This is a genomic window from Glutamicibacter sp. NPDC087344 (assembly GCF_044744225.1).
In the GTDB taxonomy this organism is placed as follows: Bacteria; Actinomycetota; Actinomycetes; order Actinomycetales; family Micrococcaceae; genus Glutamicibacter.
Genome location: NZ_JBIUXY010000004.1, coordinates 265,442 through 288,699, shown reverse-complemented (window position 1 = coordinate 288,699; position 23,258 = coordinate 265,442). Strand labels below are relative to the sequence as shown.

Genomic DNA, 23,258 nt, shown 5'->3' with positions numbered 1-23,258 from the left:
CGTCGAAAGAAAAGCGTCCCGATTACCAGCTCTCCAATCAACTGGAGGTCTGATAGCCGGGACGCTTTTGACTCTGCAACGTGCGATGTAAAAGTACGATGCCCGCGGGTTGGACATGGAAACTCGCCAGATAGGTGAAACGTCCAGCGGTGAAGCAGGCTTGTTCACCTTCGGACGTTGCACGGCATGGGCCTAGGCGCCAGCCTCACGCTGCATCGTTTCCTGACGGAATCGGAGTTTCCAACCGTGCTCGGTTCGCTGCCACCAGGAGGAAACGATCAAAACCTGAGCCTGGGCAACCTTCATCCGGTAGGCCAGCAGGGCCAGGTCTCGGTTCACCTCACGCGCGCTCAGCACCTGGATCTCGCCCGTCATCGGCAATGGCGTCCCCGCTGAAAGCTGCGTCCGCACCGTCGCCACATCCAGCAGGCCGCCGTCTCGGGTGATCTCTTGGTACCCCGGGTGCAAAAAATCGTTCAGCTCGGCAAAGCTGGTGCGGATCTGCGGATCCAAGAATCCAAGCTCCAGCTCGTAAATAGTGGCTGCAATATCTGGAGTCGCCGCCTGCACCGGTTCTTCGGCAGCGGCCGTTTCAGGGGACCCCGAGACACTGAGCGCAGGAGGCGCCACGGAGGATTCTCCACCCGTGTACCCGGGCCCGGCATCCGGGGCGCTACCTTGCTGATGGGCGGTAGCCGCCGCACGGGCCAAGTCATCCGCCGCTTCATTCAGATCGTGTCCGGCATGGCCCTTGACCCATTCGAAGGTGTAGTTGCGTCCCTTGATGGCCGCGTCCAACTCCTTGAGGATGTCCTGGTTCAGCACCGGTTTGCCGTCAGCCTTTTTCCACCCACGTTTTTTCCAGCCAGGCATCCATTTGCTCACGCAATTGATGGCATACTGCGAGTCGCACAGGATTTTGAGTTCTTGCTCCGGATACTCAGCCGTCGCACGAAAAAGCTCTAAGACCGCCTGCAGCTCACCCATATTGTTGGTGCCGTGGTCCCACCCGCCGGATGCCCAATTCTGTTCGTCGATGTACCAGGCCCAACCTGCCGGGCCGGGGTTTCCTAGGGCTGATCCGTCTGCCGCTGCGGTAATCGTCATGGCATTAATCCTGCCATCTGACCTGCTCCCCTGCCTAAAGACAACACAACACAAACGGTGTGGTGAACGTATGCGCTTCTAGGCTCGTCCTGCTACGAAAAGGCCACCTCGCTTAGCCAGGACGCGGAGGCAGTTGCCGTTGATGCCATGATTTCGGCTGACCAGGCCGAAGTTTTACGCAATGTCGAAAAGCAAAGATTTCTCTGGAATACTAGGAGGGTGCAAAAATCCTCCCGCTCAACACGTGCTCTCAGAGGCACCGCCGTCGCGTTCTTCGCGACGTTCGTTTCTCTGGGCTCTCACGTCTTCGCGGGTGGAGCTGTACCTGAACTGCTGAACGTGGTGCTCCCACTGTCGCTTTCGGTGATGCTGTGCATCTTGCTCAGTGGTCGGCGCTTTAGTATTTGGCGCCTGGCCATCATGGTGGGATTCAGCCAGGTTCTCTTCCACCTCATGTTCTCCATGGGCTCCGGGCACTCCTCGATTTCAGCCGTGGGACAAGGCGCGCACGCACATCACCAAACATCCCTCGCCGTTGACCTGAGTTCTTCGGCCACCTCAACACTGGCAACACATGGCGATGACTCCATGGTTCTGGCGCACCTTCTTGCCGGAATCGCCACAATTTTTGTGTTGCGTCGCAGTGAACAACTACTGATCGTGCTCAGCGACTTTGTGCAGTTGTTCTCCTGGAAGCTGCTGTGGCATCTCGTAAGCTTTGGCTACCGCCCGGTATGCCCGCAGCCGGTCCCGGTGGAACGCACCGAAAGCATTTCACACTTCGAAGGTGTGTATTCAACGTGCGTCATTCGCAGGGGCCCACCCGTGCTGGCCGCGGTGTAACTGACTTTTAGTACGTTTGGCCTTATATCGGATTCTTCTCAGCGCTCTTTCGTTCGTGATCCGCTGAGCTGGTGATCCCCTGTATCATCCCCGCGTCGCGCGCCCAAAATAGGCTGTGCCCGGGGCCACAGGCGGCCCGATACGTCCTTACTCAACTACCTTTGCGATACGGCTCAGGCCTCCTGCATGCTTTGAGACAGGATCCTCGGTGGTTTCTAGGCCAACGTTGACACCGCATCACTGCTCCCAAACATTTTGGGAAACCTTCATTTGCTGTGCTCGGCGTACCTTTGCCCTGCCCAAGACCACTATGCCCTGACGCATTCTTGTGGCCACAGCACTTCAGCTTTGAAGCCTTAATAGTGCTTCGCCCACGTAGAGGAATACCCTTGAAAACTCATTTCGCCCTGCGCACCACCACCCTGTTGGCAGCTTCCGTTATCGCCCTGGCAGGTTGTGCCAGCACGCCAGCAGCAGACGTCCCAGCGACCCCTGCCAACTCTTCCATCACGGTCAGCGATCCTTGGGTCAAGGCCGCAACCGAAGGAATGTCCGCTGGTTTCGGAACCATTAAAAACGACGGCGATCAAGATGTCACGATCACCGCGGTGACCAGCCCGGTCTCGGCTGATGTGGAACTCCACGAATCGGTGCCAAATGAAGCCGGGGCCATGGTGATGCGCGAAAAAACCGGCGGATTCACCATCCCCGCCCACTCAGAACTGAGCTTGGAACCAGGCGGCAATCACATCATGCTCATGGATCTCACCGAGCCGCTCCAACCAGGCAACGATGCCAGCATGATCCTGGAATTCTCTGACGACACCAGCTTCGAGATCACCGCTCCGGTGAAGGACTTCGCCGGCGCCAATGAAACCTATGAGGGTTCGGGCGACGACATGGATCACGGTGACATGGAAATGGATCACTCTTCCTCGGAAAGCGCCCACGATCACTAATGCCGCAGAACAACACACCCACCATGACCCGACCTAGCCGACGTGGTGTGCTCTTCGGCTCGGCTGCTGCCGGGCTCGGAGCCATCGCTGCCCTGGGGATCGAGTCGCTGACCAGTTCCACCGCCCCTGCCGGCGCCTCAGAACCACTGCATGGACAGGACATCATCCCGTTCTACGGTGAGCACCAAGCAGGGATCAGCACCTCACCACAGGCGCACGCAACATACATTGCACTGACCCTGCGCGAGGGCCTTGACCGTGCATCGTTGCAGCGGCTCTTGAGGTTGCTGACCGATGACGCCGCACGACTCACCCAGGGACGCAGCGCGTTGGCCGACACCGAACCCGAGCTCGGTACGTTGCCCGCGAGGCTGACCGTAACGTTCGGGTTCGGGCCAAAACTCGTGGAGCTCGCCGGCTCATCTGCTGCCGCCGTCCAACCACTACCGAAGTTTTCGATTGACCGGCTCGAAGCCCGCTGGAATGACGGGGATCTGCTCATCCATGTGGCCTCGGATGATTCGCTGACAGTTTCACACGCCCAACGGATGCTGCTCAAGGATGCTCGGCGGTTCGCGTCCGTGAAATGGATCCAGACCGGTTTCCGCCGCGCTCGCGGGTCGGAAGCCAGCGGCACCACCATGCGGAATTTGTTCGGGCAAGTTGACGGTACGGTCAACCCATCCCCCGAAACTCCGGACTTTGACGACCTGGTGTGGAATTCGGATGGAAGCACCACCGTGGTGATCCGCCGGATCCAGATGGATGTTGATACCTGGGATGAGCTTGACCGCTCGGGCCGGGAATTCAGCGTCGGCCGGACCCTGAGCAACGGGGCGCCAACCACCGGAACCGAAGAACATGACGAGCCCGACTTCGAGGCAACCAATGCGCTGGGCTTCACGGTGATCCCTGCGCAAGCCCACATTCGTCGAGCACGTTCTGAGAACACCAGTGAACGGATTTTCCGACGTGGTTATAACTATGACGATCAACCCACCGGGGACGAGATTTCCAATTCCGGGCTGATCTTTGTGTCCTACCAAAAAAGTGTGGCCAAGCAATACACCCCGATGCAGCAACGACTGGCGGATCTGGATGCGCTGAACCAATGGACAACTCCCATCGGCTCCGCAGTTTTCCTCATCCCCCCGGGATGCCTCGAAGGAGGGTACATCGGTGAAAACCTTTTCAGTGCCTGAAGAAACACACGGTAGCTACCTTTTGGCGGAGGACCCGGCATGACTCTTCTGGAAACAACCAACCCCGAATCCACACCGTCAACAGGTACAAGGCAAACCCGCCGCAAGGGCTGGCTCGGGCAGCTGTTGTTGAGGTTGCACTTCTACGCCGGAGTTTTTATCGGCCCATTTATCCTGGTGGTCGCGGTGAGCGGTGCGCTGTATTCGATCAGTCCGCAAATTGAACAAGTCGTTTACTCCAAGGAGCTTCGGGCACCGATTTCCGGTGCGGCCTTGCCACTGGCCGATCAAGTGGAAGCTGCGAATGCATACATAGGCAGCCCCGACGCCCTGGTTGCGGTGCGTCCGGCACCGAACCCCGGCGACACCACCCGGGTGATGTATGCGGACGAGAATCTTGGCGCCAGCGAAACCCGAGCTATTTTTGTTGATCCGGCCACGGCGCAGGTTCGTGGAGACCTGACAGCTTACGGCACCAGCGGTGCTCTTCCATTGAGAACATGGATCGACCAGCTGCACCGCAATTTGCAGCTCGGTGAACCGGGACGGATGTATAGCGAGCTAGCCGCTTCCTGGTTGGGGGTAATTGCCCTGGCGGGCTTAGGTTTGTGGATCTTGCGGATTCGGAAAACCAAACGCAAGAAGGATCTCCTCCGCCCCAACACCAAGGCCACCGGTTACCGCCGGTTGGCGAGCTGGCATGGCTCGCTGGGGATCTGGGTTTTGCTCGGAGCGTTTTTCCTCTCCGCCACCGGAATCACCTGGTCGACCTATGGCGGGGCGAATGTGAGTGAGCTGCGTACTGCCCTGAATTGGGGCACTCCGTCGGTGAATACGGATCTGAGTTCCGCGCCTACCGGTTCCGCTGACGAGCATGCTCATCATCATGCCGCGGCAGCTGCTCCCACCGGGGATGCGGTGAACCCAGCGGCATTCGACACCATGCTGTCGATCGCCAAGGAAGTGAACGTCAATACCGGGTTGGTCGAAATCAAACCCCCGGCCGCACAGGGACAGGCCTGGGTTGTCCAAGAAATTCAACGCTCCTATCCCACCGAAGTTGATGCCGTATCCATCAACGGCCAAACACTGGAGGTTGTCGACCGCGTTGACTTCAAGGACTTCAATCTCGCGGCGAAACTTTCACGCTGGGGCATCGATATCCATATGGGAACCATGTTTGGCCTGCCCAATCAGATCCTGTTGTTCGCACTTGCCTCCGCGATCGCCACCATGGTGGTTTTGGGTTACGTCATGTGGTTCAAACGCCGGCCCACAAAAAATCCATCACAGCGGATGGGCAAGACCCCTTCACGGGGAGGATTGGCCCGTGCCCCGTGGTGGGGTGCCGCACTGGTTCTCCTAGCGGCGCTAGCGGTTGGCTGTTTCCTTCCGCTGATGGGACTCAGCTTGGCGGCGTTCCTGCTGGTAGATGTGGTCCTTGGTCAGCTGCAACGCATCAAGGCTAGACGCCTGCTGGCTGATTCGGACTGAAACGAAATTCCGGTTTAACCACAGTGTCCTGGGTGCTTATGCACCCAGGACACTGTGGTTTCTACTGTTAAAGTGAGGACTGCTTGGTGTTCAACGTGAGCGCGGCCCGATATCCATCGGCTTCCAGACAGGACATTTCATCCAACGCACGGTGCGCAATGGGTAGGCAAGCAACATCCACCCAGCTTTCGGCACTGTCCTCGTTGACCCACGAATCATCGATCACCAGGACCGGGTGGTCCGCAGAACCAGCCGAACCGTGGCAAAGCACCCAATGCGGCACGTCGTAACCGAGCATTTGTTGCAATGAGACCAGCAACAAAACCCTCGCACCGTCCCCAACGGCCTCGCGGATCTGTGAAATCTCCACCCGGGCCTTTGTCAGCGGCAACCCTGTTTCCTTCGCCCGGCGGCGTGAATCGGCCTGAAGAATTCCCCTCCAGCCCCGCTCGGCTTCCGGATAGTAGTCAACAATCACCGGCTGCTCGGTATCCAAGGACACCGCCACCGAGTGTTCGGGCCAGCGCTGGGCAATGGCAAGGCCCAACCCGATCGGTTCGCACGCCATGAAATTGGTTGCTTGGCGCCACAGCGTCAGCTCTGCGGTGCGCAGCTCATCCAGCTCGCCAATGCGGCTGGTTTCCCCATGCGCGGCCAAAGCCGCCACCGCGGCGCAGGTGAAGTTCTCGCTTTGCCGATAGTGGTTGGTACGCAGGTAACTGGCTGGATGCAGCCAGTGCACGTAACCGGCCGAAGGAATCAAGGATTCTTGATCGGCTAGAGACCCCCGTTCCACGGCACTGCGTGGGGCTGGCAGTGCTTCAAAACCGGTCTTTTCGGCCATCTCGGCCAACGCCGAGTCTGCACCCCAGATCTCCCATTTCACACAGGCCAGATTCTGCTGCCCGGCATAGTCCAGCACCTCATGGATCAGCCGTTCGCGAGTTGCCGCATCGACGCTGAGCAGTCCGGCAATCTTCACGTAGGACCCCGCCGAGCGTGCGGTGAGCAACGCCGCCCCGGTGACAGTACCGGAAACCAAGGAAATCGTCAGCAACCGGGCGTTGGCGGCAGGTGCCTCCCGAGTCCAGCTACGGCCCAGCTCCCCCAGATGTTTCAGCTGCGGCAGGTGGCGTTGCGGGTCGAACTCTTGGACCGTGGCGTGTGGTGCGGTATGCGGTGCCATGAGGCCTTTCGGTGTGGTGGGTGAGTGGCCAGTGCAGGCCGTGGGGTTCGGGCTAGGCCCGCGAGCGGTAGAGCAACCAGATGAAGTACGGGGCGCCCAGCAGGGAAACAATCAATCCGGCGGGGATCTGTGCCGGGGCGATCACGGTACGGCCCAAGGTATCGGCCAGGCAGACCAGCAAAGCACCAAAAACCATGGACACCGGGATCACCCGATGATGCCGGGCTCCCACGAGCGAGCGAGCCAGGTGCGGGGCAATCAGCCCCACAAAACCAACCACACCCACCGCGACAACGCTGACCGCCGCCAGGAGCGCGGCGATGGACAGCGAAATCAACCGGGTCCGAGCGGTTTTGATACCCAACACCCGCGGCAGGTCTTCATCGATGGCCAGCAGATCGAGTTTGCGACCTATCGCCAACAGGATCGGAAGGCTCACTACCAGTACCACCAGAACCGGCAACGCGTCCGCGAACTGGCGCCCATAGGTCGAGCCGGAAAGCCAGGTGTAGATCCGCGGGGTTTCCCATGAATTGATGCTCAACAACAGGTAAGTGGTGACCGCGGAGAGGGTATACCCCGCGCCGATGCCAATGAGCACAAAACGTTCCGGGGAAAACCCACGACGCCAGGCCAGCGCTGTGATGGCGGCAAAGGTCGCCAGACCGGCCACCACGGCAAAAACCACCAGCAGGGAGCGGGAACCGCCAAAAACGGTCACCACGATCGCCGCGCCAAGGCCGGCGCCGGCGGTGATCCCCAAGATGCCGGGTTCGGCCAACGGATTGCGCACCGTGCCTTGCACCAGGGCACCGGCTAGACCCAGTGCGGCTCCGGCTCCCAGCGCCGCGGTGGTTCGTGGAGCACGCTCAGAGAAAGCACGGGCAATCAGTTTGGGGGCGTCGTCCTGGAACCACAGGGCCAAGTCTCCCAGCTTCAGGAACATGCTCCCGGCCAGCAGACCCAGAATCACCGCGCCAATCAGCAGCACCAGGCCGACCAGCAGGGTGAGAATAAACCGGCGGCGGCTGCGCAGTTTGCTTGCCACCTGCAGCGGGTTGCGCGAGCTGGAGGCTTCGGGCAAACGCATCGCCAAGATGATGATCAGCACGCCGCCGAGCACCGCGGTGGGAACACCGGTCGGGATGGAAGCCGCACCTTGGGCACCGAGCAGGGCGCGAAGCACCACGTCGGCCAGCAGGATCAACAGCGCGCCGATCAAACCGGTGGCCGGAAGCAAAAACAGTTGGCGGCGCAGCACTACCAGGCGGCGCGAGAGCAGGCGTGCCAGCACCGGCGCGCCCAGGCCAACAAATGCGATAGGTCCGGCCAAGGAGACCGAAACTCCGGTAAGCACCACCGCACACAGCACGGCAAGGGTTCGTGTTGAACGAACCGGGATGCCGAGCACCGCTGCGTTCTCATCCCCCAGGGACAGCACATCCAGCCGGCGGGAGAGCAACAGGCAAATGGCCAAAACAATCAGGATCACCGGCAGGGTGCGCAAAAAAGCGTCCAGGTTCAGCTGGGACAGCGACCCTGAACCCCAGGCATACAACCCCGTGGTGTTTTCCTTAAAAAGCAACAAGATAATGCCGCTGCCGGCTTCCAGTGCCATGGCAATGGCCGAGCCGGCGAGAATGAGCCGGGTGGTGGCGGTCCCGGCACTGCGCCCGGAGATGGCCAGCACAATCCCGGCTGCGACCAAGCCACCGGCGAAGGCAAGGGTGCTTGAGGCCAACGTTGAAAGGCTCAGCCCCAGGGCGGCCGCCACTGCCAACGCGAAATACGCGCCGGAGGTGACTGCCAGGGTATCTGGTGAGGCCAAGGGGTTTCGGGTGACCGATTGGAGTAGCGAGCCGGCAACCCCCAAGGCTAAACCGACGGCAGCACCTGCACACAGGCGAGGGAGCCGGGATCCGGTGAAGATCTCTGCGACACCTACCCCGCCAATTTGTGTGTCATCCCCGGCCAGTGCACGAAGCAGCTCACCCAAGCCGACCCCGGAGGTGCCCTGGGTCAGATGCCAGGCACCCACCAGCAATACCGCCGCGGCCAGAGCGGCCAACAGGCCCAGACCAGCGGCGATACGGGTACCGGTGACCGGCGCGAAGGAATTCTCCGTGCCGGTCACCGGGGTGCTGACGCCTCCGGCCGTAGCTGGCCGGTCTGCGGATTTTTCAGCGGTATTCATTTCAGGTGTTGACTACTTGGCTTCCGAAGCTTTGGTCAGTGCATCGGTGAAGGCATCCACTGCCTGGCTGGTCGACTTCGGTCCACCTGCGCCCCAGATGTTCGGGAACTGGTAGGTGCGGCCTTCCTTGACTGCGCTCAGGTTCTTCCAGATCTCGCTGGACTCAAGCTCGGTGGTCCACCCGGTTCCTGCGTCATTGGAGTAGAACAGGTTGGCTTCGCCGACACCGGCCAGGCCTTCCACGTCGGTCTGGGCTAGGCCGTATTCCTTGTTCACTCCACCGGAGCCGAAGGACTCGTTGACGTCGTCGTTCCAGGCCGGGGTCAGGCCCAGCTCCTTGCCGAGCTCGGTGAACAGCGCACCGTCGGTGTAAGGGCGGATGGTCAGGTTGGATCCGTCAACCCAGCCGTCGAAGAACAGGAAGTCGGTGTTTTCCAGCTTCACATCGGCAACTTCCTGCTTCTTCTGCGCCAGGTGCGCGTCGAAGTCGGCCAGGACCGCGGTAGCGCGCTCGGTGCGTCCGGTGGCCTCGGCGACCTGCGAGAAGACGTTTTTCATGTTGCCGATTGGGTCCGATGAATCATTGCCCTTGACCGCGAGGACCGGAACGTCCCCCTTATCAAGTTGGGACAGCACCGGGTCGTCTTCGCTGAAGGCATCCACGATGATCAGGTCCGGATCCAGCGCGTAGATCGAGTCCAGGTCTGGCTCGCCGCGCTCGCCGACCGAGGCGACACCTTCTGGCAGTTCTTCAGCGGTGACGTAGGTTTCGTAGCCATCAGGGGAAGCGACACCCACCGGGGTGACACACAGGGTCAGTGCGTCCTCGATTTCCTGCCATTCAAGCACAACAATGCGCTCGGCTGGCTTCTCCAGCTCCAGGGTGCGGCCCAGGTCATCGGTCATCGACACCGGGTCGGTGCTGGTGGCGGTGGTGTCATCCGCGCAGCTGGCGGATGCCGCGGCCGGGCTCTGCTCGGCGGCGGAGGTATCGGTGGTGCCGCAAGCGGTGGCCGAGAACAGCAGGGCCAGGGCGGCCACGCCGGTGACGGCGCTACGGGCGAGTGTAGGCATAGGTTTCCCCTTGTTAGTGAGTGTTTCGGTGATAAAAATAGTGGTCAGTGGCGCCGGTGACGGCTGACCGGTTCAATACGCAGAGCTTTGGTGTGCTCATCGGTGTTCACCTGGACGGTGATCTCGTAGACCTCGGAGAGGTTCTGGGTAGTGAGCACCTGCGCAGGTGTTCCAGCTGCATGAACTTTGCCATGGTTCATCAGCACCAGACGGTCGGCCAATGCCGCTGCCTGATTCAAGTCGTGCAGGACAATACCGATGGCCAAGCCGTTCTCCCTGGCAAGGTCATGGACCAGATCCAGGGTCTCGACCTGATACCGCAGGTCCAGGTGGTTTGTCGGTTCATCAAGCAACACCACGTTGGTCTGCTGCGCCAGGCAGACGGCCAGCCAAACACGCTGCAGCTCGCCGCCAGAAAGTTCCCCGGCGGCCTTGCGGGACATCGCGGTGGTGCCGGTCAGCTCCATGGCCCGGGCAATGGCCGCATGGTCCGCTTCGGACAGTCCGGCGAACCCTCGCCGGTGCGGGTGACGGCCAAAGGCCACGATATCCGCCACGGCCAAGCCTTCCGGGGTGGCGTGGGACTGGGCGAACAGGGTTACCTCATGAGCGAAGTCACGTCCGTTCAGGGTGCTGATCTCCCGCGGCTCCCCCGTTGAACCGGTGAGGGTGATGCTTCCCGCGGCGCGGTCGTGCAACCGTGCCATTGAGCGCAAGAGCGTGGATTTGCCGCTGCCGTTGGGGCCAATCAGCGCGGTAACCTCACCCGGGGATAACCGGATGGATGCGCCGTCGACCACCGTGCTTTTGCCGTAGCGCAGCACCACCTCGTGGGCGTGCATGCTTCCGGCCCCAGCGTCGGGTATTCCGGTCGCTGCGCCTAGCATGCGCGCCGGATGGACTGAATACGTCCACTGTTGCTAAGGATTTTCACTTAGGTAAGTCTAAGTTAAGCTGGGAATGTCAGCAATCGGTGACTTGTGACAGTTGATCAGGTTTTTCGGTCACTTATTTGTGTTTGCACTGGTGAACGCACCCGGGGTGGAGCCCATAGTGCGCCGAAAAGCGTCAATAAAAGTACTTGGCTGAGCATAACCTAACAGGTCTGAGACATCCTGCACTTCTTCCCCGCTGGCCAAAAGTTCAATCGCTCGGTGGATCTTCACGGACTGCCGCCACTGCGCAAAGGACAGCCCCGTCGTCTCGCGGTAAGCGCGGGTGATGGTGCGTGCACTGATCCCGGTATCCTCGGCCCATTGTTCCAGCGACCGGTTATCCGCCGGGTCGGCCAGCAATCGGTCGGCGATGCCGCTGATCCGCGGGTCATCGGGTAGGCGCAGGGCCAGCTGATGGTCCGAGGGTTTGAGCACGTCAAAAACCACCGCTTCGGCCCGCGCCCTGGCTTCGGGGCTCAACTCCCTGCTGGAGAGATGGATCAACAGCGACTCCAGCAGCGGCTCCATGGTGATCACCGTCGGAGATCTGAACCCGGTGGTGGTTCGTTCAGGGGCAAAAAATGCGCTAAAGAGTTTGATTTGGGCGGTAAGCCGTCCACCGTGCAGCATGCCGGTGGGAATCCACAACCCGTAACCTTCGGAGACCGTAAAAATCTGGCCCTCGATCTGGGCGGTCAAGGTGCCGTCCCGAGCCCACAACAGTTCGTGGGCCAGGTGCGAATGGGGTTCCCATTCCGTGGAGACATCGATTGCATAGGACTCCGTCAGAATCACAAACGATGAGGTCGCGTCGCTGGGTAACGGGGTTGCCTGGGCCAACGCTGTACCTGGCTCACGGCGCCAGGCACCCAAACTCCGCGACGTGGAAGTCGATGACGTCATGACAGCAGTATAAAGAAGAACACTTTTCACGTGCTCCCGCCGTGCGAACCTCGGAGCGTCGATTATTCACCTGTTGCGCAACAATGGATGCGTTCAGGCACTCCCTTCCTTAATCGTAAGCCCAAGCATCCCGCTGCTAGGTGATCGGCCTCGCACTTCTCCAACCGCTATCGCGCAGTCTCGCAGGAGAAATATCCGGAGTCTATATCGTCTCCCACGTTTCTCTGCGGATGTTTGTCTCGGTTTAGGCAGGATGGTCAATCTGGACATTCCTTGAACGCTCTCGCGCGCGTCCATCGGCATAGAACTAGCCATCTCGCCAGCGCGCCCAGTGATTCGCAGCCATAGGCTGGCATTGAGCTAGGAGGTCCACCTTATGAGTTATACAGCAGCACAGACAGAGAGCGGCTGGCGACGGTTCTGGAACCAGGGCCGTTGGTGGAAGGCCGTACTCGCCGCGGTGCTCTATCTCGGTGTATGCCTCGGCGCGGGGCTCATGATCGGCCTTCTGTGGGCTGAAGATGTCGGCAGGAACGTTCTCGATGATCCGCTGACAGTTGTTGTGGCTGTCGCTGGGGGTCATCGTCAGCACGCTGATCTTGGCAGTGGTTGTCAGTTTGGTTGGCTAGTGGCGTGATATCTTCGGGTCGCAACCCATCGAGGAACCCCGTTGGATGTGGTTTGTAGTCGTCGTGGTCCTGACACCGATCTTGCTGCGCCTGCTCGGGATCGGCTACTGGTCGTACCCGCCGGGGGTGCAGATTTCAATTTTGCCCACCGGTATGTTCATCGGGTTCTCGGAAGAACTACTCACCCATGGCATTGCAATAAAGGCCCTTCGCGATGCAGGGTTGCGGGAGATCAGCGTTGCTGTGATTTCTTCCGCGATTTTTTGCGCTACGCCATTCGACGAATCTGCTGTCGGGCTAACCGGTTTTCGTTGTCGCCGCCATGCTCCTATATACCCTCGTGTTCGGCGTGCTGATGTATCTCATCATGCGAGTCACCGGGATTATTCTCTGGGCGATGATCGCGCATGCCTTGACCGATCCCACCTCGATCCTCGCCGTCGGAGGTGGGATCGCTTCCGGTAGCGAGCGTGGAAATGCACTGCTCCCGATCGTTGCCCCGTGGAGCTTTGTGATCATCGTTGCCGGCCTGATTGCCATGTGCTTCACCCGCAGTCGGGTTCGAGGTCAAGAAACCGGGGGTTCGTGCCCGCAGCGAGATTGCCCGCGCCGGCATACCGTGGTGCAAAAAACTCCTTGCGCGTTGTTTCCAACGTCTACTGCATCGTGTCCAGGATCATTCGCAGGTCCTCGACAGTTGTGCGCGGATTCACGATCGCGACGTCCGTATTCGGGCGGCCCGCATGCACGACCACCGTTCATAGTCCGCAGCGCCCCATCCATCGCGTTCGAAGACCACAACAGAAAGCTGCGGGTTCACGGAGCGGCGACAAGCCGGGGGCCTCCGGATCTCCGCGGAGGCCTCCTGGGCAAGGTCGATCGCGTGCGTCACGGTCTCTCGGTACGCGTCCGTGCCGCAGCTCACGAGCGAGAAGCACAGCGGCAGTCCACGTGGCCGGCGCGTGAGCTGGATCGCGAGGTCGCAGGGGATCCACGCCGGTTTCCCGGTGAGGGTGTAAAGGTGCTCGGCCTGCTACGTGTGCGCGGCGCTCTGACTCGGGATCGTGATAAATCAGCGCGCAGGACTCGAAGGGCGCGAACAGCCACTTGTGCGGGTCGACGATCAGCGAGTCGGCGTGCTCCACGCCGGCGCCCTCCATCCGGCTGCCACCGAAGATGCTCGATGCCAAGACTTCCAGGTCGAAGGCCATCTCCGCCTTGATCGAAGCCACGCAGATGAAAGAGAAGTAGCGGGGATAGTCAACGGTGCTGCAAGCCGGTCGAGCACATGCTCGAAGACCGCCAGTGTGCGCAAGGCACCGACCACGCCTCTGGTGCTCATCACAACCGCAAGCCGCGCCAGCTCCTCTGGGATAGCTGGCCTGTCAAGCGGCGTGTTCTGCGAAAGCAGCCGACGACGGGAGTAATCCAGGACAAGATCGACCAGCGCCGCGTTTTCGAGAGTCATGTCGTGCATCCGGTCGACAGCGAGTGCCGACGACCCGTGGGCTGCATCGAGGGGGATCACGATTCACTTCACTAACGTTCTGGGATCGGGGAGATCAGTTGGCCGGTGGGTGCGAGTTGCCGTCCGGGCCGGCCGCCGGAGCAACCGGGCCGGACGGCGCGGCATCAGTCCGCGCTGGTGTACGGCGAGCGTTCACGCTGAACGGCGAGCAACCGCTCGCGCTGCGCAGGATCCTGCGCCACGGTGGCGACGGTGAGCGCCATCGCCAACGCCCCGTCGAGCGCGGCACGGTCCCCGGCGGGAGACACGGCGGCCTGCGCGAAACTCACGTGGTGCGGATACGCTTCGGTCCCCAGAAACGCGATCATCGGGTGGATCGACGGCAGGTACTGAGACACGTTGCCCATGTCAGTGGAGCCGCCGGCAAGGTCAGACGGAGCGACCTTCAGCGTGTAGCCGAGCTCTTCAACCATCATGTCGTCGAAAATCTGCGCGATGTCATCGTCGCCGTCCAGTGGCTCATAGGGCAATTCGGGATATTCCAGCTCGAGCGTGCAGCCGGTCGCTAGCGCCGCTCCTTCAAGCGCCTTGCGCGCCCTGGCACGCACGTCGTTCCACTCCTGAGCGGTATTTCCGCGCATCTCGACTTCCAGTACACCGAGGTCGGGGATGACATTCGTTGCCCCGCCGGCTTGGGCGATGTAGGACGCGAGCACAACGGTTTTCGGCAGCTGCTGACGCAGCAAACCGAACGCGACCTGCGCAAGAGTCACGGCGTCGCCGGCGTTGATGCCCTGCTGCGGCGCTGCCGCGGCGTGGGCGGTGCGGCCGTGGAACTTCGCGATGATCATTTCCAAGGCCTGGCCGCGGAAACCGCGCGCGGGCACCTGGCCGTCGGGGCCGCCGTGCACCATCAATGAGAAGGTTGCGTCGTCCCAGGCACCTCGCTGCAGCATCAGAATCTTTCCCCCGCCGAGCTCCTCGGCGGGGGTGCCCAGGAACTTCACACGTATCCCGAGCTCGTCAGCGACCGGCTTCAGCGCGATCGCAGCGCCAACACCGGCCGCGGCGATCACATTGTGGCCACAGCCGTGGCCGACACCCGGCAGTGCGTCGTACTCGCCTGCGATCGCCACAACGAGCTCGCCGGCTCCGTAGTCTGCCTGCAGCGCGGTCGCCAGGCCGTAGGCCCCGCGGGTGACGGTGAAGCCCTCGGATTCCAAGAGGTCAGCGACGCGAGCGGCGGCACGGTGCTCTTGGAAGGCGAGCTCGGGGTCGTGCCCGATCGCCTGATTCAGTTCGATAATCCGCTCTCGGGCGACGTCTAGGGCCTCGCGGATCCGCGTGCGGATGGCGACGGCGTCGAGGGTGGCGGTGGTTTCGGTCATGAGTCTGCTCCGATCGGGGCGGCAGGGAATGGAGATTTGTAGGCCGTGGTTTCGGCTTGGGCGGGGGTGCGCAGCAAGAGCGCGAGGAGGGCGAGCACAACGCAGACCGCGGCGAGCATGATCCAGATCGTCTGGAACGCGGCGAACGGCGTGGCGGCGACGGCGCCATCCGGAACAGTCGCGAAACCTGCCATGATCGCGGCGATCACAGCGCCGGCGACCGAGCCGCCGAGCGATCGGCCGGTGTTGTAAAGCCCGGAAACGGAGGCGGCCGCCTCGGCAGGCGCCCGGACCAGCACAACGTCGGGGAGCACCGCCATCAGGATGCCTCCGCCGAGTGAGGGGATCGCAAACAACATCGTGGCCACGACAACGCTCGTCACCCCGGTGACGAGGGCCGCTGTGCTCACCGCCATGATCAGGGCGGTGACAACGATCGTGGCGCGCCCCCATCAGGCGCTTCGCCCACGGCCCCACGAAGGAGCCCACTGTCGCGGCGAGTGAGACGATCGCGAGGATCAGGCCGACGGAGCTGGTTGAGGTGCCCGTGCCATAGCCCGCGATCTGAGGATCAGTGCCGAGGAAAAGCACGGTGGGCGTCTGCGCCCCGAACAGCGGCATCGCCATGAACACGCCGAGCAACAGCGGGATCGTGAGGTTATGGGCGCGTAGCAGCTTCACGTCGAAGAGCGGGGTGTGCGCCCGACTCTCGACGATGACGAAGACGATGATTGCGACCAGGCCTACCCCGAGGGCCAGAAGCGTCGCCGGGGCGCCCCAGCCGGCGCTCGGCCCGCTCGAAAGCCCAATCATGATGCCGATGAGCACGATGCCGAAAACGCCGGCCCCTGCCCAATCGACCACGCGGCCCGGGTCGCTGGGTGTGAACGGTACTGTGAAGCGCAACAGCAGCGCGAGGATGACCAGCGGGATCGCACCGATAAGCTGTGTGAGGACGAGGCTGCCGGTCGACTCCAGGAGGAAGCCGCTGACCAAGCCACCCATCGCGATGCCAAAGGTGAGCGACCCGACGAGCAAGCCGATAATGCGGCCCGCCTGCTGCGGGCGATGGTGCTTCAGCAGCGACATCTCAATGGGCAACAGCGCTGCGACGGGGCCCTGCACAATGGAGCCTAGGAGCAGCAACGGGAAGTTCGGGGCCAGCGCGATGAGCACGGAGCCCAACGCGGAGAACACCGCGGCGGTGACGAGCATGCGACGGGCGCCGAAGCGGTCGGAGAGGATGGTGAGCAGCGGCACCGAGACTGCGGAGGAGAGCAGTCCTACGGTTAGGATCCAGCTCACCGCTCCGCCGGAGACATGGTATTCATGGCTGATGACTCCGAGCAGCGGCGTGATCCAGCCCTGGATCAGGCCGCCGAACAGTTCGAGCAAGATTATGGTGGGGATGAACGCGGCGCCGGCGGCAGTACCGGCTCCGCGCAATGCGGGTGGGGAGGTTGACATAGGGTTTCACTTCCTACGACATCGGTGATTCAGGACACAGCAGAGCCTAACAAGCGCAACAACTTCTCGTTAATAATGCAATATATTCGTGTATTCTTATCAAACTATGCAAGATTTCAATCTCACTGAGCTCGATCTACAGATCATTCATGCAGTTCAACTGGACCCTCGGATCCCCTGGCGAGGCCTCGCCTCTGTCCTGGATGTCGATCAAGCCACACTCGCGCGGCGGTGGGCGAGGATCGAGCACGAGGGCTATGCGTGGATCAGCGCGATTCCCGGCCCGCGCATGGGAAGCCTCACCAACTCCGCGCTCGTCGAATTCGATTGCGAGCCCGGCCGCGCGCTTGAAGTCGCTGATTATCTCTCGCGCGAGAGCCAAGTCACCTCGATTGACCTCACGGCTGGCGGGCGGGACTTCATTGCGACACTGCTCGGGGCCGACGACGTCGCCTTCGCGGACTACCTGCTCGATCTCACCTCGCGCGTGCCCGGATTGCGCGACGTGCGCTCGCATCCTGTCACCCGCGCGTTCAAACTCGGCTCCGATTGGTCCGTGCAGACACTCTCGCCCGAGCAACAACGTCGCCTCCCTGCCCCGCGCGGCGCCAGGCCGGCCTCCGCGAAGCATCTGGACGATCACCTCGTGGAGCGGCTGATCGCAGCGCTCTCGGTGGCGCCGCGTGCGAGCTACGCAGATCTCGGCGAACGGCTCGGTGTCAGCGCACAACGGGCCTCCGACATCCTCGCCCGCGGTCGCGAACTCGAGCTCATCACCCTGCGCGCCGACGTCGCCGCGACTGTCTCCGGGTGGCCCGTGGTCGCGTGGTTCTTCATCCAAGTCCCGGCGCAGACCTTGCTGCGGCACGCCAGGCTGCTGGCCGAGCTTCCCTCACTACAATTCGCCGCAGGCTCTATGGGCGCGAGCAATCTGATCGTCGCAGCGGGCGCCCGCGCGAAGCACGAGCTACTGGCGCTTGAGGCGGACCTCGAGCAGCGACTGCCCGGCGCGCGAATTATTGACCGCTCCCTAGTACTCCGCGTGCACAAGCACCTTGGGCGCATCATGCGCCCAGACGGCAGGGGCACGGCAACGCAGATCCCGCTGGGGCTGTTCGCCCCGTAACCCGCGCGGCGCGCCAGTCCCGCCCGACCACAGAAATCGCTCTACGCAGGGTGAAACAGCCCGCCCACCAGCGACTTCTTCAGCGTGAGCAGAAACCCGCTCACGCGAGTTCTGCGGTCATTTCTCCTCGACAAATACATGGGCATTAGTCCTACGTTTTGTTATGTCAGCAATTGCCCAAACACCCAGAGTCAGCGGTTACATTCCAGATTCACTGGTCCCTGCTACCGGAAATCCGTAATCAAAAGCAAGGGGTAGGAGCATCCAGGACAAATTACAGCAGTCCAGGGGCGCAGCCCTATGGCTGCGCCCCTGTGTTGGACAAGGTGGAACTTGGTTACTGACCGGGAACCGGATAGAGCGGGTTATGACCGGCGACAACCCTTTCCTCCGCGCGGACCTCGCCCGGGGCGGTGCCGTTGCGGAAAGGTTCGTGTTCGGCCAGCTGCGCCCGGTCAGGCGCTTCGAGCCAGTTACTCAGATCCGGTCCCTTGGGAACGATCCGGGTCGGGTTAATGTCTTCATGGACCTTGTAGTAGTGGTCCTTGATCTGTTCAAAGTCAACTGTGTCGCCAAACCCGGGAGTTTGGAAAAGATCACGAGCGTATCCCCAGAGGTTTGGCATGTCGATTAGTTTGTTGCGGTTGGTTTTGAAGTGCCCGTGATACACCGGATCAAAACGCACCAGGGTGGTAAACAGGCGCACGTCCGCTTCGGTTATATGGTCCCCCATCAGGAAACGGCGGGTGGCCAAGCGTTCTTCAAGGTAATCCAGGGTGGTAAAGAGCCGGTCATAGGCATCCTCATAGGCGGCCTGGGTGCCGGCGAAACCGGCACGATACACCCCGTTGTTCACCTCGGTGAAAATCCGCTTAATCAGTGGGAGCATCTCATCAAGCTGATCCTCCATCACCAGATCAGGAGCTCCCTCGCGGTGGAACTGCTTCCACTGAGTTGAGAAGTCCCAGGTGATCTGCGGGTAGTCATTGGTGACCACGGCCCCGCTGGGGATATCCACCAGCGCCGGGACGGTAATGCCCCGCGGATAGTCGGCAAAACGCTTGAAGTAGTTTTCCTGCAGTCGTTCGGTACCCAGGACAGGGTCCTTGCCATCTTGGTCAAGGTCGAACGTCCAGCTGCGCACGTCATGGGTGGGTCCGGGAAGACCAAGAGAAATGGCATCTTCCAAGCCGAGTAAACGACGCACAATGATGGTGCGATTCGCCCAAGGGCAGGCCCGAGCCGCAACAAGGCGATAGCGCCCAGCTTCAACCGGCCAGAGTTGAGCACCTTCACCCAGCGCGGCGTGCGGGTGGCCAATTTTGCCCTCCGGTTCCCCGGCGGCAAAGAGTTCGGGGCGCGGATCGGCAACAATTCGATCTTGGATGTAGTTGGTGTCGCGCGTAAATTCGCTGGCCATGATGTACGCGCCCTTGGTTGAAAAGTCCTGTGACATGCTCAAACTTCCGCGGTCTCTCGCTGGGCTGCCTGCCGGCGGGGCAGGTCTTGAGTGGTGTGGCCAACGGCGGGAGGCCATATAGAGACTCCCCGCCGCTTGTCTTGGAACGCTAGCACGTCGGCCAGCGTGATTCTAGGCGTTGACGGAGGCGTTCTCGCGCACCAATTCCATGGCTTTGGTCCACGCGATCAGCTGTTCGAACATCGGCCGAACCGAGGCCGCCGATTGCTCGGTTGGAGCGAAGCTGGCGAAGTTCTCAAAGTCGGTGAACAGCGAGAAGAGACCGGTCTTTTGCACGTGGGCGATCTGCAGTTCGGAAAGGATGCCGCGCAGATGCTCGATAGCGCGAGCACCCATGGCCGAACCGTAGCCAACCAGGCCAGCTGCCTTGTTGTTGAGTTCGACATTCAGGTAGCTCAGCGCATTGGCTAGGGCCGGCTGTACCGAGTGGTTATATTCTCCGGTAATAAAGATGTATCCGTCGAACTGTGCAATTTTCGCGGCAAAAGTCTTGGTATGGTCGTTCTGGTAGTTCTGATAGGCCGCCGGGAAGGCTTCGTCCAGCACCGGCAGGTTGAAGTCGGCAATGTCAACGAGTTCAAAATCTGCTCCCCCGAAGGCCTGCGCCTGCTCGAGTACCCACTGGGCTACCCCGAGATTATTGCGACCTGGACGGGTGGAACCGGTAACGATTGCGATCTTTGACATCAGATTTCTCCTTGAAAGTTCTTCCGCCGAACACTTTAGTTGATGCGTCAGCGACTGTTGCTAAAACCAACAGCATCAGAGATGATTGATGTGTCAACAAAATTTTTGATGCCCGGGAACCTGCCGGCCATCCCACCTACGAAGGAGTGCCGAAACATGGCTGCCGATGAGACCCGCTGGCTCGATGACAGGGAACAGGCCCTATGGCGGATCACCCGCGAGTTCCTCTGGCAGTTCCCCAGCGCGATGGATCGTCAGTTGAATGTGGACTCGAACATGCAGTCTGGTGAGTACTCGGTGCTGGCCGTTCTTTCCGAAAGCCCGGACACCTCCCTGCGCCCGGCGGATATCGCCGACGGCTTGCGCTGGGACCGCTCACGCTTATCCCACCTGCTGCGCCGAATGGAAGCCAAGGGCATGATTACCCGTTGCTCCGATGCCACGGATCGCCGTGGGCAGCAGATTGAACTCACCGAAGCCGGGTGGAAAACCATCCGCGAGGCAGCTCCAAGCCACGTCACGTTCATTCGCGAAAAACTTTTTGATTCACTCAATGAGCAGGAACGCGCCGCATTTGAAACGGCGATTCCGAAAATCCTTGCGACCCTGGAGGCATGCGAGCCCGGTGCAACGTGCAAGGGGTCGGCACTCGATGATCCGCAGGAGTGCACCGAGGGCTAACCCACCCGGTCCGCGAACTCGCTATTGGCCACCAGCCGGGCAAAACGGCCATTGAGCTCCACGAGCTCGGCAAAGGTGCCGGATTCGACAATTCGCCCGCCGTCAAGCACCACAATGCGGTCCGCTCGCAGCACCGTGCTCAACCGATGGGCAATGAGCAGTGTCGTGCGGCCAACGGCCAGTTCATCCAGGGCCTGCTGAACCAAGGCCTCGGTGACCGTATCCAGGGCACTCGTGGCTTCGTCCAGCACCAGCACCCTTGGCCTGCGCAGCATGGTGCGGGCGATCGCCAGACGCTGCTGCTCGCCGCCGGAGAACCGGTGGCCACGCTGGCCCACCGCGGCACCCAGGCCATCGGGCAGCGAACGAATCAGCTCGGCGATTTGCGCCGCTTCCAGCGCCTGCCATAGCTCGGCCTCTGAGGCACCGGGCGCAGCCCATAGCAGGTTCTCCCGCACCGAGGTATGCAACAGGTAGCTCTCCTGGGCCACTACGGAGACCAGCTGCGAAACCTGCTCCGGGTCCAGCTCACGCAGATCCACCCCGTCCAGCATCACCCGGCCGCCGGTCGGATCCAGCAGTCGCGGCAGCAATGAACCCATGGTTGATTTGCCGGAACCCGTGGCACCCACCACCGCGGTCATGGTCCCCGGCTCCAACACCAGATTCAGCTCTTCCAAGGTTGCCCGCGTGGCTCCCGGGTAGCGGAAGCTGACATCCTCCAGCACCACGCGCCCGTGCTGCGCCCCAGGCTCAAGCCGGCGCGGGTTCGTGGGAAGCGGCAGGGCCTGATCCGTATCAAGGTATTCAAACACCCGGCCGAAGAGCGCCATAGCTGAGATCCACTGAACCGAAATTTGCATCAAACCCATCACCGGCCGGAAGATCCCGGCCTGCAATCCGGTGAAAGCCACCAGGGTACCGATACTCATCCCGTCCCCGGTCGCCGGCAACCCGGCCACCAGATACAAAACAGCGGGGATGGTGGCGAAGATGATACTCATGCTTGCCATGCGCCAGCGGCCAGCCAATGCGCTTTTCATTTCCAAGTCGATCAATCGGTGACTTGAACTGGAAAAGGCCGAAGCGTCTGCCGTCGAGGTGCCCATGATTTTTGACAAGCGCACCCCGGAGATGCTCAGACGCTCTTCAATCAGCGAGGTCAGATTGGACATTTCACGCTGACGCCGGCCTGTGACCGCGCGGCGCAACCTGGCGGTCTGGCGCGCCAAGATGATCGCCGGCGGAAAAACCACCAAGGAAATCAGGCTCAATTTCCAAGAAATCGCCACCATGGCACAGGCGGTTGCGACCACCGTGGTGAGGTTTGACGCGATACTGGTTGCCGAATTGGTGATCACCGACTGCATCTGCCCGACGTCATTGATCAGGCGGGACTGCACATCCCCGGACTTGGAGTTGGTGAAGAATCCCAACGACTGCTTTTGCAGGTGGGTGAACAATCCGGTGCGCAGCCCATGCATCACTCGCTGCCCCATCAGGGTGGCCCGCCAGGTCTGGATAACTTCCAGGACCGAGGTGACCAAGGCAATCAGCACCAGTCCCCCGGCGCCGGCCAATAGCAACTGAATATTTTGGTTCGGGATGGCCTCATCGATCAGCTCGCGAACGATAAAAGGCTGAGCCAGTCCAATGATTGAGGACACCACGATCAGGGATACTACAACGATCACGGCCGATAGATGCGGGCGGAATAATGCCGCAATGCGCTTGATCGAGATCGGATGCTCGGCCAGCCATTTTTTGTCTTCGGTGCCGCGGCCAGGGCCACCGGGCGGCCTTCCCGGTCCGCCGGATTCCATCCAACTCATGGGCGCCCCCTTCTCTAGTTGATTGTCTTCTGAAATACAGAATAGCAGAGGTTACCTCACTATGTGGTTCCATCTTGAAAATGTTGGAGAAAGCACACTATTCTTGATATATGCACACCGAAGAGTCCAAGCCTGACTTGGCAGATCTATTCCTCCAGGCCTCGAGGACCATTCGCGGCCGCTGGCGCGACAGCTTGCTTCCGGCGGGAGTCACCCCGCACCAGTCCCGGGTACTCTCCATCTTGGGGCGCGCCGGGGATCAGGGACTGCGCAACTCCCATCTAGCCGAACGCCTGCATATCGCCGCACGCTCAACCACCGAGGTTGTCGACCAGTTGGCCGCCAAGCAGCTGGTGGCAAGGACCCCCGACCCTGAAGATCGCCGAGCCACCCTCATTGTGCTCAGTGACACCGGTCGAGACCTGTTGGAGGAACTTTCTCAGCTGCGCAAAGTCAGCATGGAGGGCTACTTCGACAAGCTCGGTGCCGAAGACCGTGAGGAACTGATCCGGCTGCTGGAGATCCTCAATCGCGAAAACCCGCGTCCCCCACGGGCAGGCACCTGCAAACCCGCAAATTCCTCGCGGCAGAAGGAATAAAAAG

General features: G+C 61.2%; 20 protein-coding genes and 2 pseudogenes. 9 read left to right on the top strand and 13 right to left on the bottom strand.

What is annotated here, in order from left to right; all coding sequences use genetic code 11:
• Positions 1-192 precede the first annotated feature (192 nt).
• On the bottom strand, positions 193-1,107 hold the full coding sequence (locus ACIOWL_RS08965; RefSeq protein ID WP_400383738.1) for an RNase H family protein: 915 nt from the start codon (positions 1,105-1,107) through the stop codon (positions 193-195).
• Positions 1,108-1,326: 219 nt separating this feature from the next.
• Between ACIOWL_RS08965 and ACIOWL_RS08960 the strand changes: the two genes are divergently transcribed.
• The 4 genes from ACIOWL_RS08960 to ACIOWL_RS08945 all read left to right on the top strand — a co-directional run bounded on the left by ACIOWL_RS08960 (position 1,327) and on the right by ACIOWL_RS08945 (position 5,605).
• A complete protein-coding gene (locus tag ACIOWL_RS08960; RefSeq protein ID WP_400383735.1) occupies positions 1,327-1,950 on the top strand; it encodes a hypothetical protein in 624 nt (207 codons plus the stop codon).
• A gap of 389 nt (positions 1,951-2,339) precedes the next feature.
• Positions 2,340-2,909, top strand: coding sequence for a copper chaperone PCu(A)C (locus ACIOWL_RS08955; protein ID WP_400383732.1), 570 nt, complete (start codon positions 2,340-2,342; stop codon positions 2,907-2,909).
• Positions 2,910-2,932: 23 nt separating this feature from the next.
• Positions 2,933-4,111, top strand: coding sequence for a Dyp-type peroxidase (locus tag ACIOWL_RS08950; protein ID WP_400383729.1), 1,179 nt, complete (start codon positions 2,933-2,935; stop codon positions 4,109-4,111).
• A gap of 39 nt (positions 4,112-4,150) precedes the next feature.
• On the top strand, positions 4,151-5,605 hold the full coding sequence (locus tag ACIOWL_RS08945) for a PepSY-associated TM helix domain-containing protein (RefSeq protein ID WP_400383727.1): 1,455 nt from the start codon (positions 4,151-4,153) through the stop codon (positions 5,603-5,605).
• Positions 5,606-5,672: 67 nt separating this feature from the next.
• Here the strand turns inward: ACIOWL_RS08945 and ACIOWL_RS08940 are convergent, their stop codons facing one another.
• The 5 genes from ACIOWL_RS08940 to ACIOWL_RS08920 all read right to left on the bottom strand — a co-directional run bounded on the left by ACIOWL_RS08940 (position 5,673) and on the right by ACIOWL_RS08920 (position 11,897).
• Positions 5,673-6,791 carry a peptidase C39 family protein gene (locus ACIOWL_RS08940; protein WP_400383724.1) on the bottom strand — a complete coding sequence of 373 codons (1,119 nt, stop codon included), beginning with the start codon at positions 6,789-6,791 and terminating at the stop codon, positions 5,673-5,675.
• A gap of 52 nt (positions 6,792-6,843) precedes the next feature.
• On the bottom strand, positions 6,844-8,985 hold the full coding sequence (locus tag ACIOWL_RS08935) for an iron ABC transporter permease (protein WP_400383722.1): 2,142 nt from the start codon (positions 8,983-8,985) through the stop codon (positions 6,844-6,846).
• A gap of 12 nt (positions 8,986-8,997) precedes the next feature.
• Positions 8,998-10,059 (bottom strand): ABC transporter substrate-binding protein, encoded by a 1,062-nt coding sequence (locus ACIOWL_RS08930; RefSeq protein ID WP_400383719.1) that lies wholly within the window; start codon positions 10,057-10,059, stop codon positions 8,998-9,000.
• A gap of 44 nt (positions 10,060-10,103) precedes the next feature.
• A complete protein-coding gene (locus tag ACIOWL_RS08925; protein WP_400383716.1) occupies positions 10,104-10,946 on the bottom strand; it encodes an ABC transporter ATP-binding protein in 843 nt (280 codons plus the stop codon).
• Between the two features lie 117 nt (positions 10,947-11,063).
• Positions 11,064-11,897, bottom strand: coding sequence for a helix-turn-helix domain-containing protein (locus ACIOWL_RS08920; protein WP_400383714.1), 834 nt, complete (start codon positions 11,895-11,897; stop codon positions 11,064-11,066).
• A gap of 376 nt (positions 11,898-12,273) precedes the next feature.
• Between ACIOWL_RS08920 and ACIOWL_RS08915 the strand changes: the two genes are divergently transcribed.
• Positions 12,274-12,534 carry a hypothetical protein gene (locus tag ACIOWL_RS08915; RefSeq protein WP_400383711.1) on the top strand — a complete coding sequence of 87 codons (261 nt, stop codon included), beginning with the start codon at positions 12,274-12,276 and terminating at the stop codon, positions 12,532-12,534.
• Positions 12,535-13,182: 648 nt separating this feature from the next.
• On the opposite strand, the pseudogene ACIOWL_RS08910 reads toward ACIOWL_RS08915, so the two are convergent.
• The 4 genes and pseudogenes from ACIOWL_RS08910 to ACIOWL_RS08895 all read right to left on the bottom strand — a co-directional run.
• A pseudogene (locus ACIOWL_RS08910) lies at positions 13,183-14,003 on the bottom strand (pyridoxal-dependent decarboxylase).
• 155 nt (positions 14,004-14,158) lie between these two features.
• Positions 14,159-15,382 (bottom strand): M20 family metallopeptidase, encoded by a 1,224-nt coding sequence (locus tag ACIOWL_RS08905; protein WP_400384245.1) that lies wholly within the window; start codon positions 15,380-15,382, stop codon positions 14,159-14,161.
• Complete coding sequence (locus tag ACIOWL_RS08900) at positions 15,379-15,798, bottom strand: hypothetical protein (RefSeq protein WP_400384256.1); 420 nt, start codon at positions 15,796-15,798, stop codon at positions 15,379-15,381. Before ACIOWL_RS08900 ends, ACIOWL_RS08905 begins: the two co-directional genes overlap by 4 nt.
• A 97-nt stretch (positions 15,799-15,895) precedes the next feature.
• A pseudogene (locus tag ACIOWL_RS08895) lies at positions 15,896-16,720 on the bottom strand (MFS transporter); the annotation flags it as partial.
• Between ACIOWL_RS08895 and ACIOWL_RS08890 the strand changes: the two are divergent.
• A complete protein-coding gene (locus ACIOWL_RS08890) occupies positions 16,712-16,846 on the top strand; it encodes a hypothetical protein (RefSeq protein ID WP_400384253.1) in 135 nt (44 codons plus the stop codon). The pseudogene ACIOWL_RS08895 and the gene ACIOWL_RS08890 overlap by 9 nt on opposite strands.
• Positions 16,847-16,955: 109 nt before the next feature.
• Positions 16,956-17,975, top strand: coding sequence for an Lrp/AsnC family transcriptional regulator (locus ACIOWL_RS08885; protein WP_400383708.1), 1,020 nt, complete (start codon positions 16,956-16,958; stop codon positions 17,973-17,975).
• Positions 17,976-18,312: 337 nt separating this feature from the next.
• Here ACIOWL_RS08885 and ACIOWL_RS08880 read toward each other — a convergent pair whose 3' ends face one another.
• Both ACIOWL_RS08880 and ACIOWL_RS08875 read right to left on the bottom strand, forming a co-directional pair.
• The gene (locus tag ACIOWL_RS08880; protein WP_400383705.1) at positions 18,313-19,431 is read right to left on the bottom strand and encodes a glutathione S-transferase family protein; all 1,119 of its coding nucleotides are present in this window, start codon (positions 19,429-19,431) and stop codon (positions 18,313-18,315) included.
• 135 nt (positions 19,432-19,566) lie between these two features.
• Positions 19,567-20,142 carry an NADPH-dependent FMN reductase gene (locus ACIOWL_RS08875; protein WP_400383702.1) on the bottom strand — a complete coding sequence of 192 codons (576 nt, stop codon included), beginning with the start codon at positions 20,140-20,142 and terminating at the stop codon, positions 19,567-19,569.
• A 156-nt stretch (positions 20,143-20,298) separates the two neighbouring features.
• Between ACIOWL_RS08875 and ACIOWL_RS08870 the strand changes: the two genes are divergently transcribed.
• A complete protein-coding gene (locus tag ACIOWL_RS08870) occupies positions 20,299-20,823 on the top strand; it encodes a MarR family winged helix-turn-helix transcriptional regulator (RefSeq protein WP_400383699.1) in 525 nt (174 codons plus the stop codon).
• Here ACIOWL_RS08870 and ACIOWL_RS08865 read toward each other — a convergent pair.
• Positions 20,820-22,655, bottom strand: coding sequence for an ABC transporter ATP-binding protein (locus ACIOWL_RS08865; RefSeq protein ID WP_400383697.1), 1,836 nt, complete (start codon positions 22,653-22,655; stop codon positions 20,820-20,822). The two genes, ACIOWL_RS08870 and ACIOWL_RS08865, sit on opposite strands and share 4 nt — an antisense overlap.
• A gap of 110 nt (positions 22,656-22,765) precedes the next feature.
• On the opposite strand from ACIOWL_RS08865, the gene ACIOWL_RS08860 reads away from it, so the two are divergent.
• Positions 22,766-23,254, top strand: coding sequence for a MarR family winged helix-turn-helix transcriptional regulator (locus ACIOWL_RS08860; RefSeq protein ID WP_400383695.1), 489 nt, complete (start codon positions 22,766-22,768; stop codon positions 23,252-23,254).
• Positions 23,255-23,258 lie beyond the last annotated feature (4 nt).

Coding starts and splice junctions, on each gene's coding strand:
- ACIOWL_RS08965 (WP_400383738.1), bottom strand. CDS start 1,107: ATGACGATTACCGCAGCGGCAGACGGATCAGCCCTAGGAAACCCCGGC.
- ACIOWL_RS08950 (WP_400383729.1), top strand. CDS start 2,933: ATGACCCGACCTAGCCGACGTGGTGTGCTCTTCGGCTCGGCTGCTGCC.
- ACIOWL_RS08945 (WP_400383727.1), top strand. CDS start 4,151: ATGACTCTTCTGGAAACAACCAACCCCGAATCCACACCGTCAACAGGT.
- ACIOWL_RS08940 (WP_400383724.1), bottom strand. CDS start 6,791: ATGGCACCGCATACCGCACCACACGCCACGGTCCAAGAGTTCGACCCG.
- ACIOWL_RS08935 (WP_400383722.1), bottom strand. CDS start 8,985: ATGAATACCGCTGAAAAATCCGCAGACCGGCCAGCTACGGCCGGAGGC.
- ACIOWL_RS08930 (WP_400383719.1), bottom strand. CDS start 10,059: ATGCCTACACTCGCCCGTAGCGCCGTCACCGGCGTGGCCGCCCTGGCC.
- ACIOWL_RS08925 (WP_400383716.1), bottom strand. CDS start 10,946: ATGCTAGGCGCAGCGACCGGAATACCCGACGCTGGGGCCGGAAGCATG.
- ACIOWL_RS08920 (WP_400383714.1), bottom strand. CDS start 11,897: ATGACGTCATCGACTTCCACGTCGCGGAGTTTGGGTGCCTGGCGCCGT.
- ACIOWL_RS08915 (WP_400383711.1), top strand. CDS start 12,274: ATGAGTTATACAGCAGCACAGACAGAGAGCGGCTGGCGACGGTTCTGG.
- ACIOWL_RS08905 (WP_400384245.1), bottom strand. CDS start 15,382: ATGACCGAAACCACCGCCACCCTCGACGCCGTCGCCATCCGCACGCGG.
- ACIOWL_RS08900 (WP_400384256.1), bottom strand. CDS start 15,798: ATGGCGGTGAGCACAGCGGCCCTCGTCACCGGGGTGACGAGCGTTGTC.
- ACIOWL_RS08890 (WP_400384253.1), top strand. CDS start 16,712: ATGGCTGATGACTCCGAGCAGCGGCGTGATCCAGCCCTGGATCAGGCC.
- ACIOWL_RS08885 (WP_400383708.1), top strand. CDS start 16,956: ATGCAAGATTTCAATCTCACTGAGCTCGATCTACAGATCATTCATGCA.
- ACIOWL_RS08880 (WP_400383705.1), bottom strand. CDS start 19,431: ATGTCACAGGACTTTTCAACCAAGGGCGCGTACATCATGGCCAGCGAA.
- ACIOWL_RS08875 (WP_400383702.1), bottom strand. CDS start 20,142: ATGTCAAAGATCGCAATCGTTACCGGTTCCACCCGTCCAGGTCGCAAT.
- ACIOWL_RS08870 (WP_400383699.1), top strand. CDS start 20,299: ATGGCTGCCGATGAGACCCGCTGGCTCGATGACAGGGAACAGGCCCTA.
- ACIOWL_RS08865 (WP_400383697.1), bottom strand. CDS start 22,655: ATGAGTTGGATGGAATCCGGCGGACCGGGAAGGCCGCCCGGTGGCCCT.
- ACIOWL_RS08860 (WP_400383695.1), top strand. CDS start 22,766: ATGCACACCGAAGAGTCCAAGCCTGACTTGGCAGATCTATTCCTCCAG.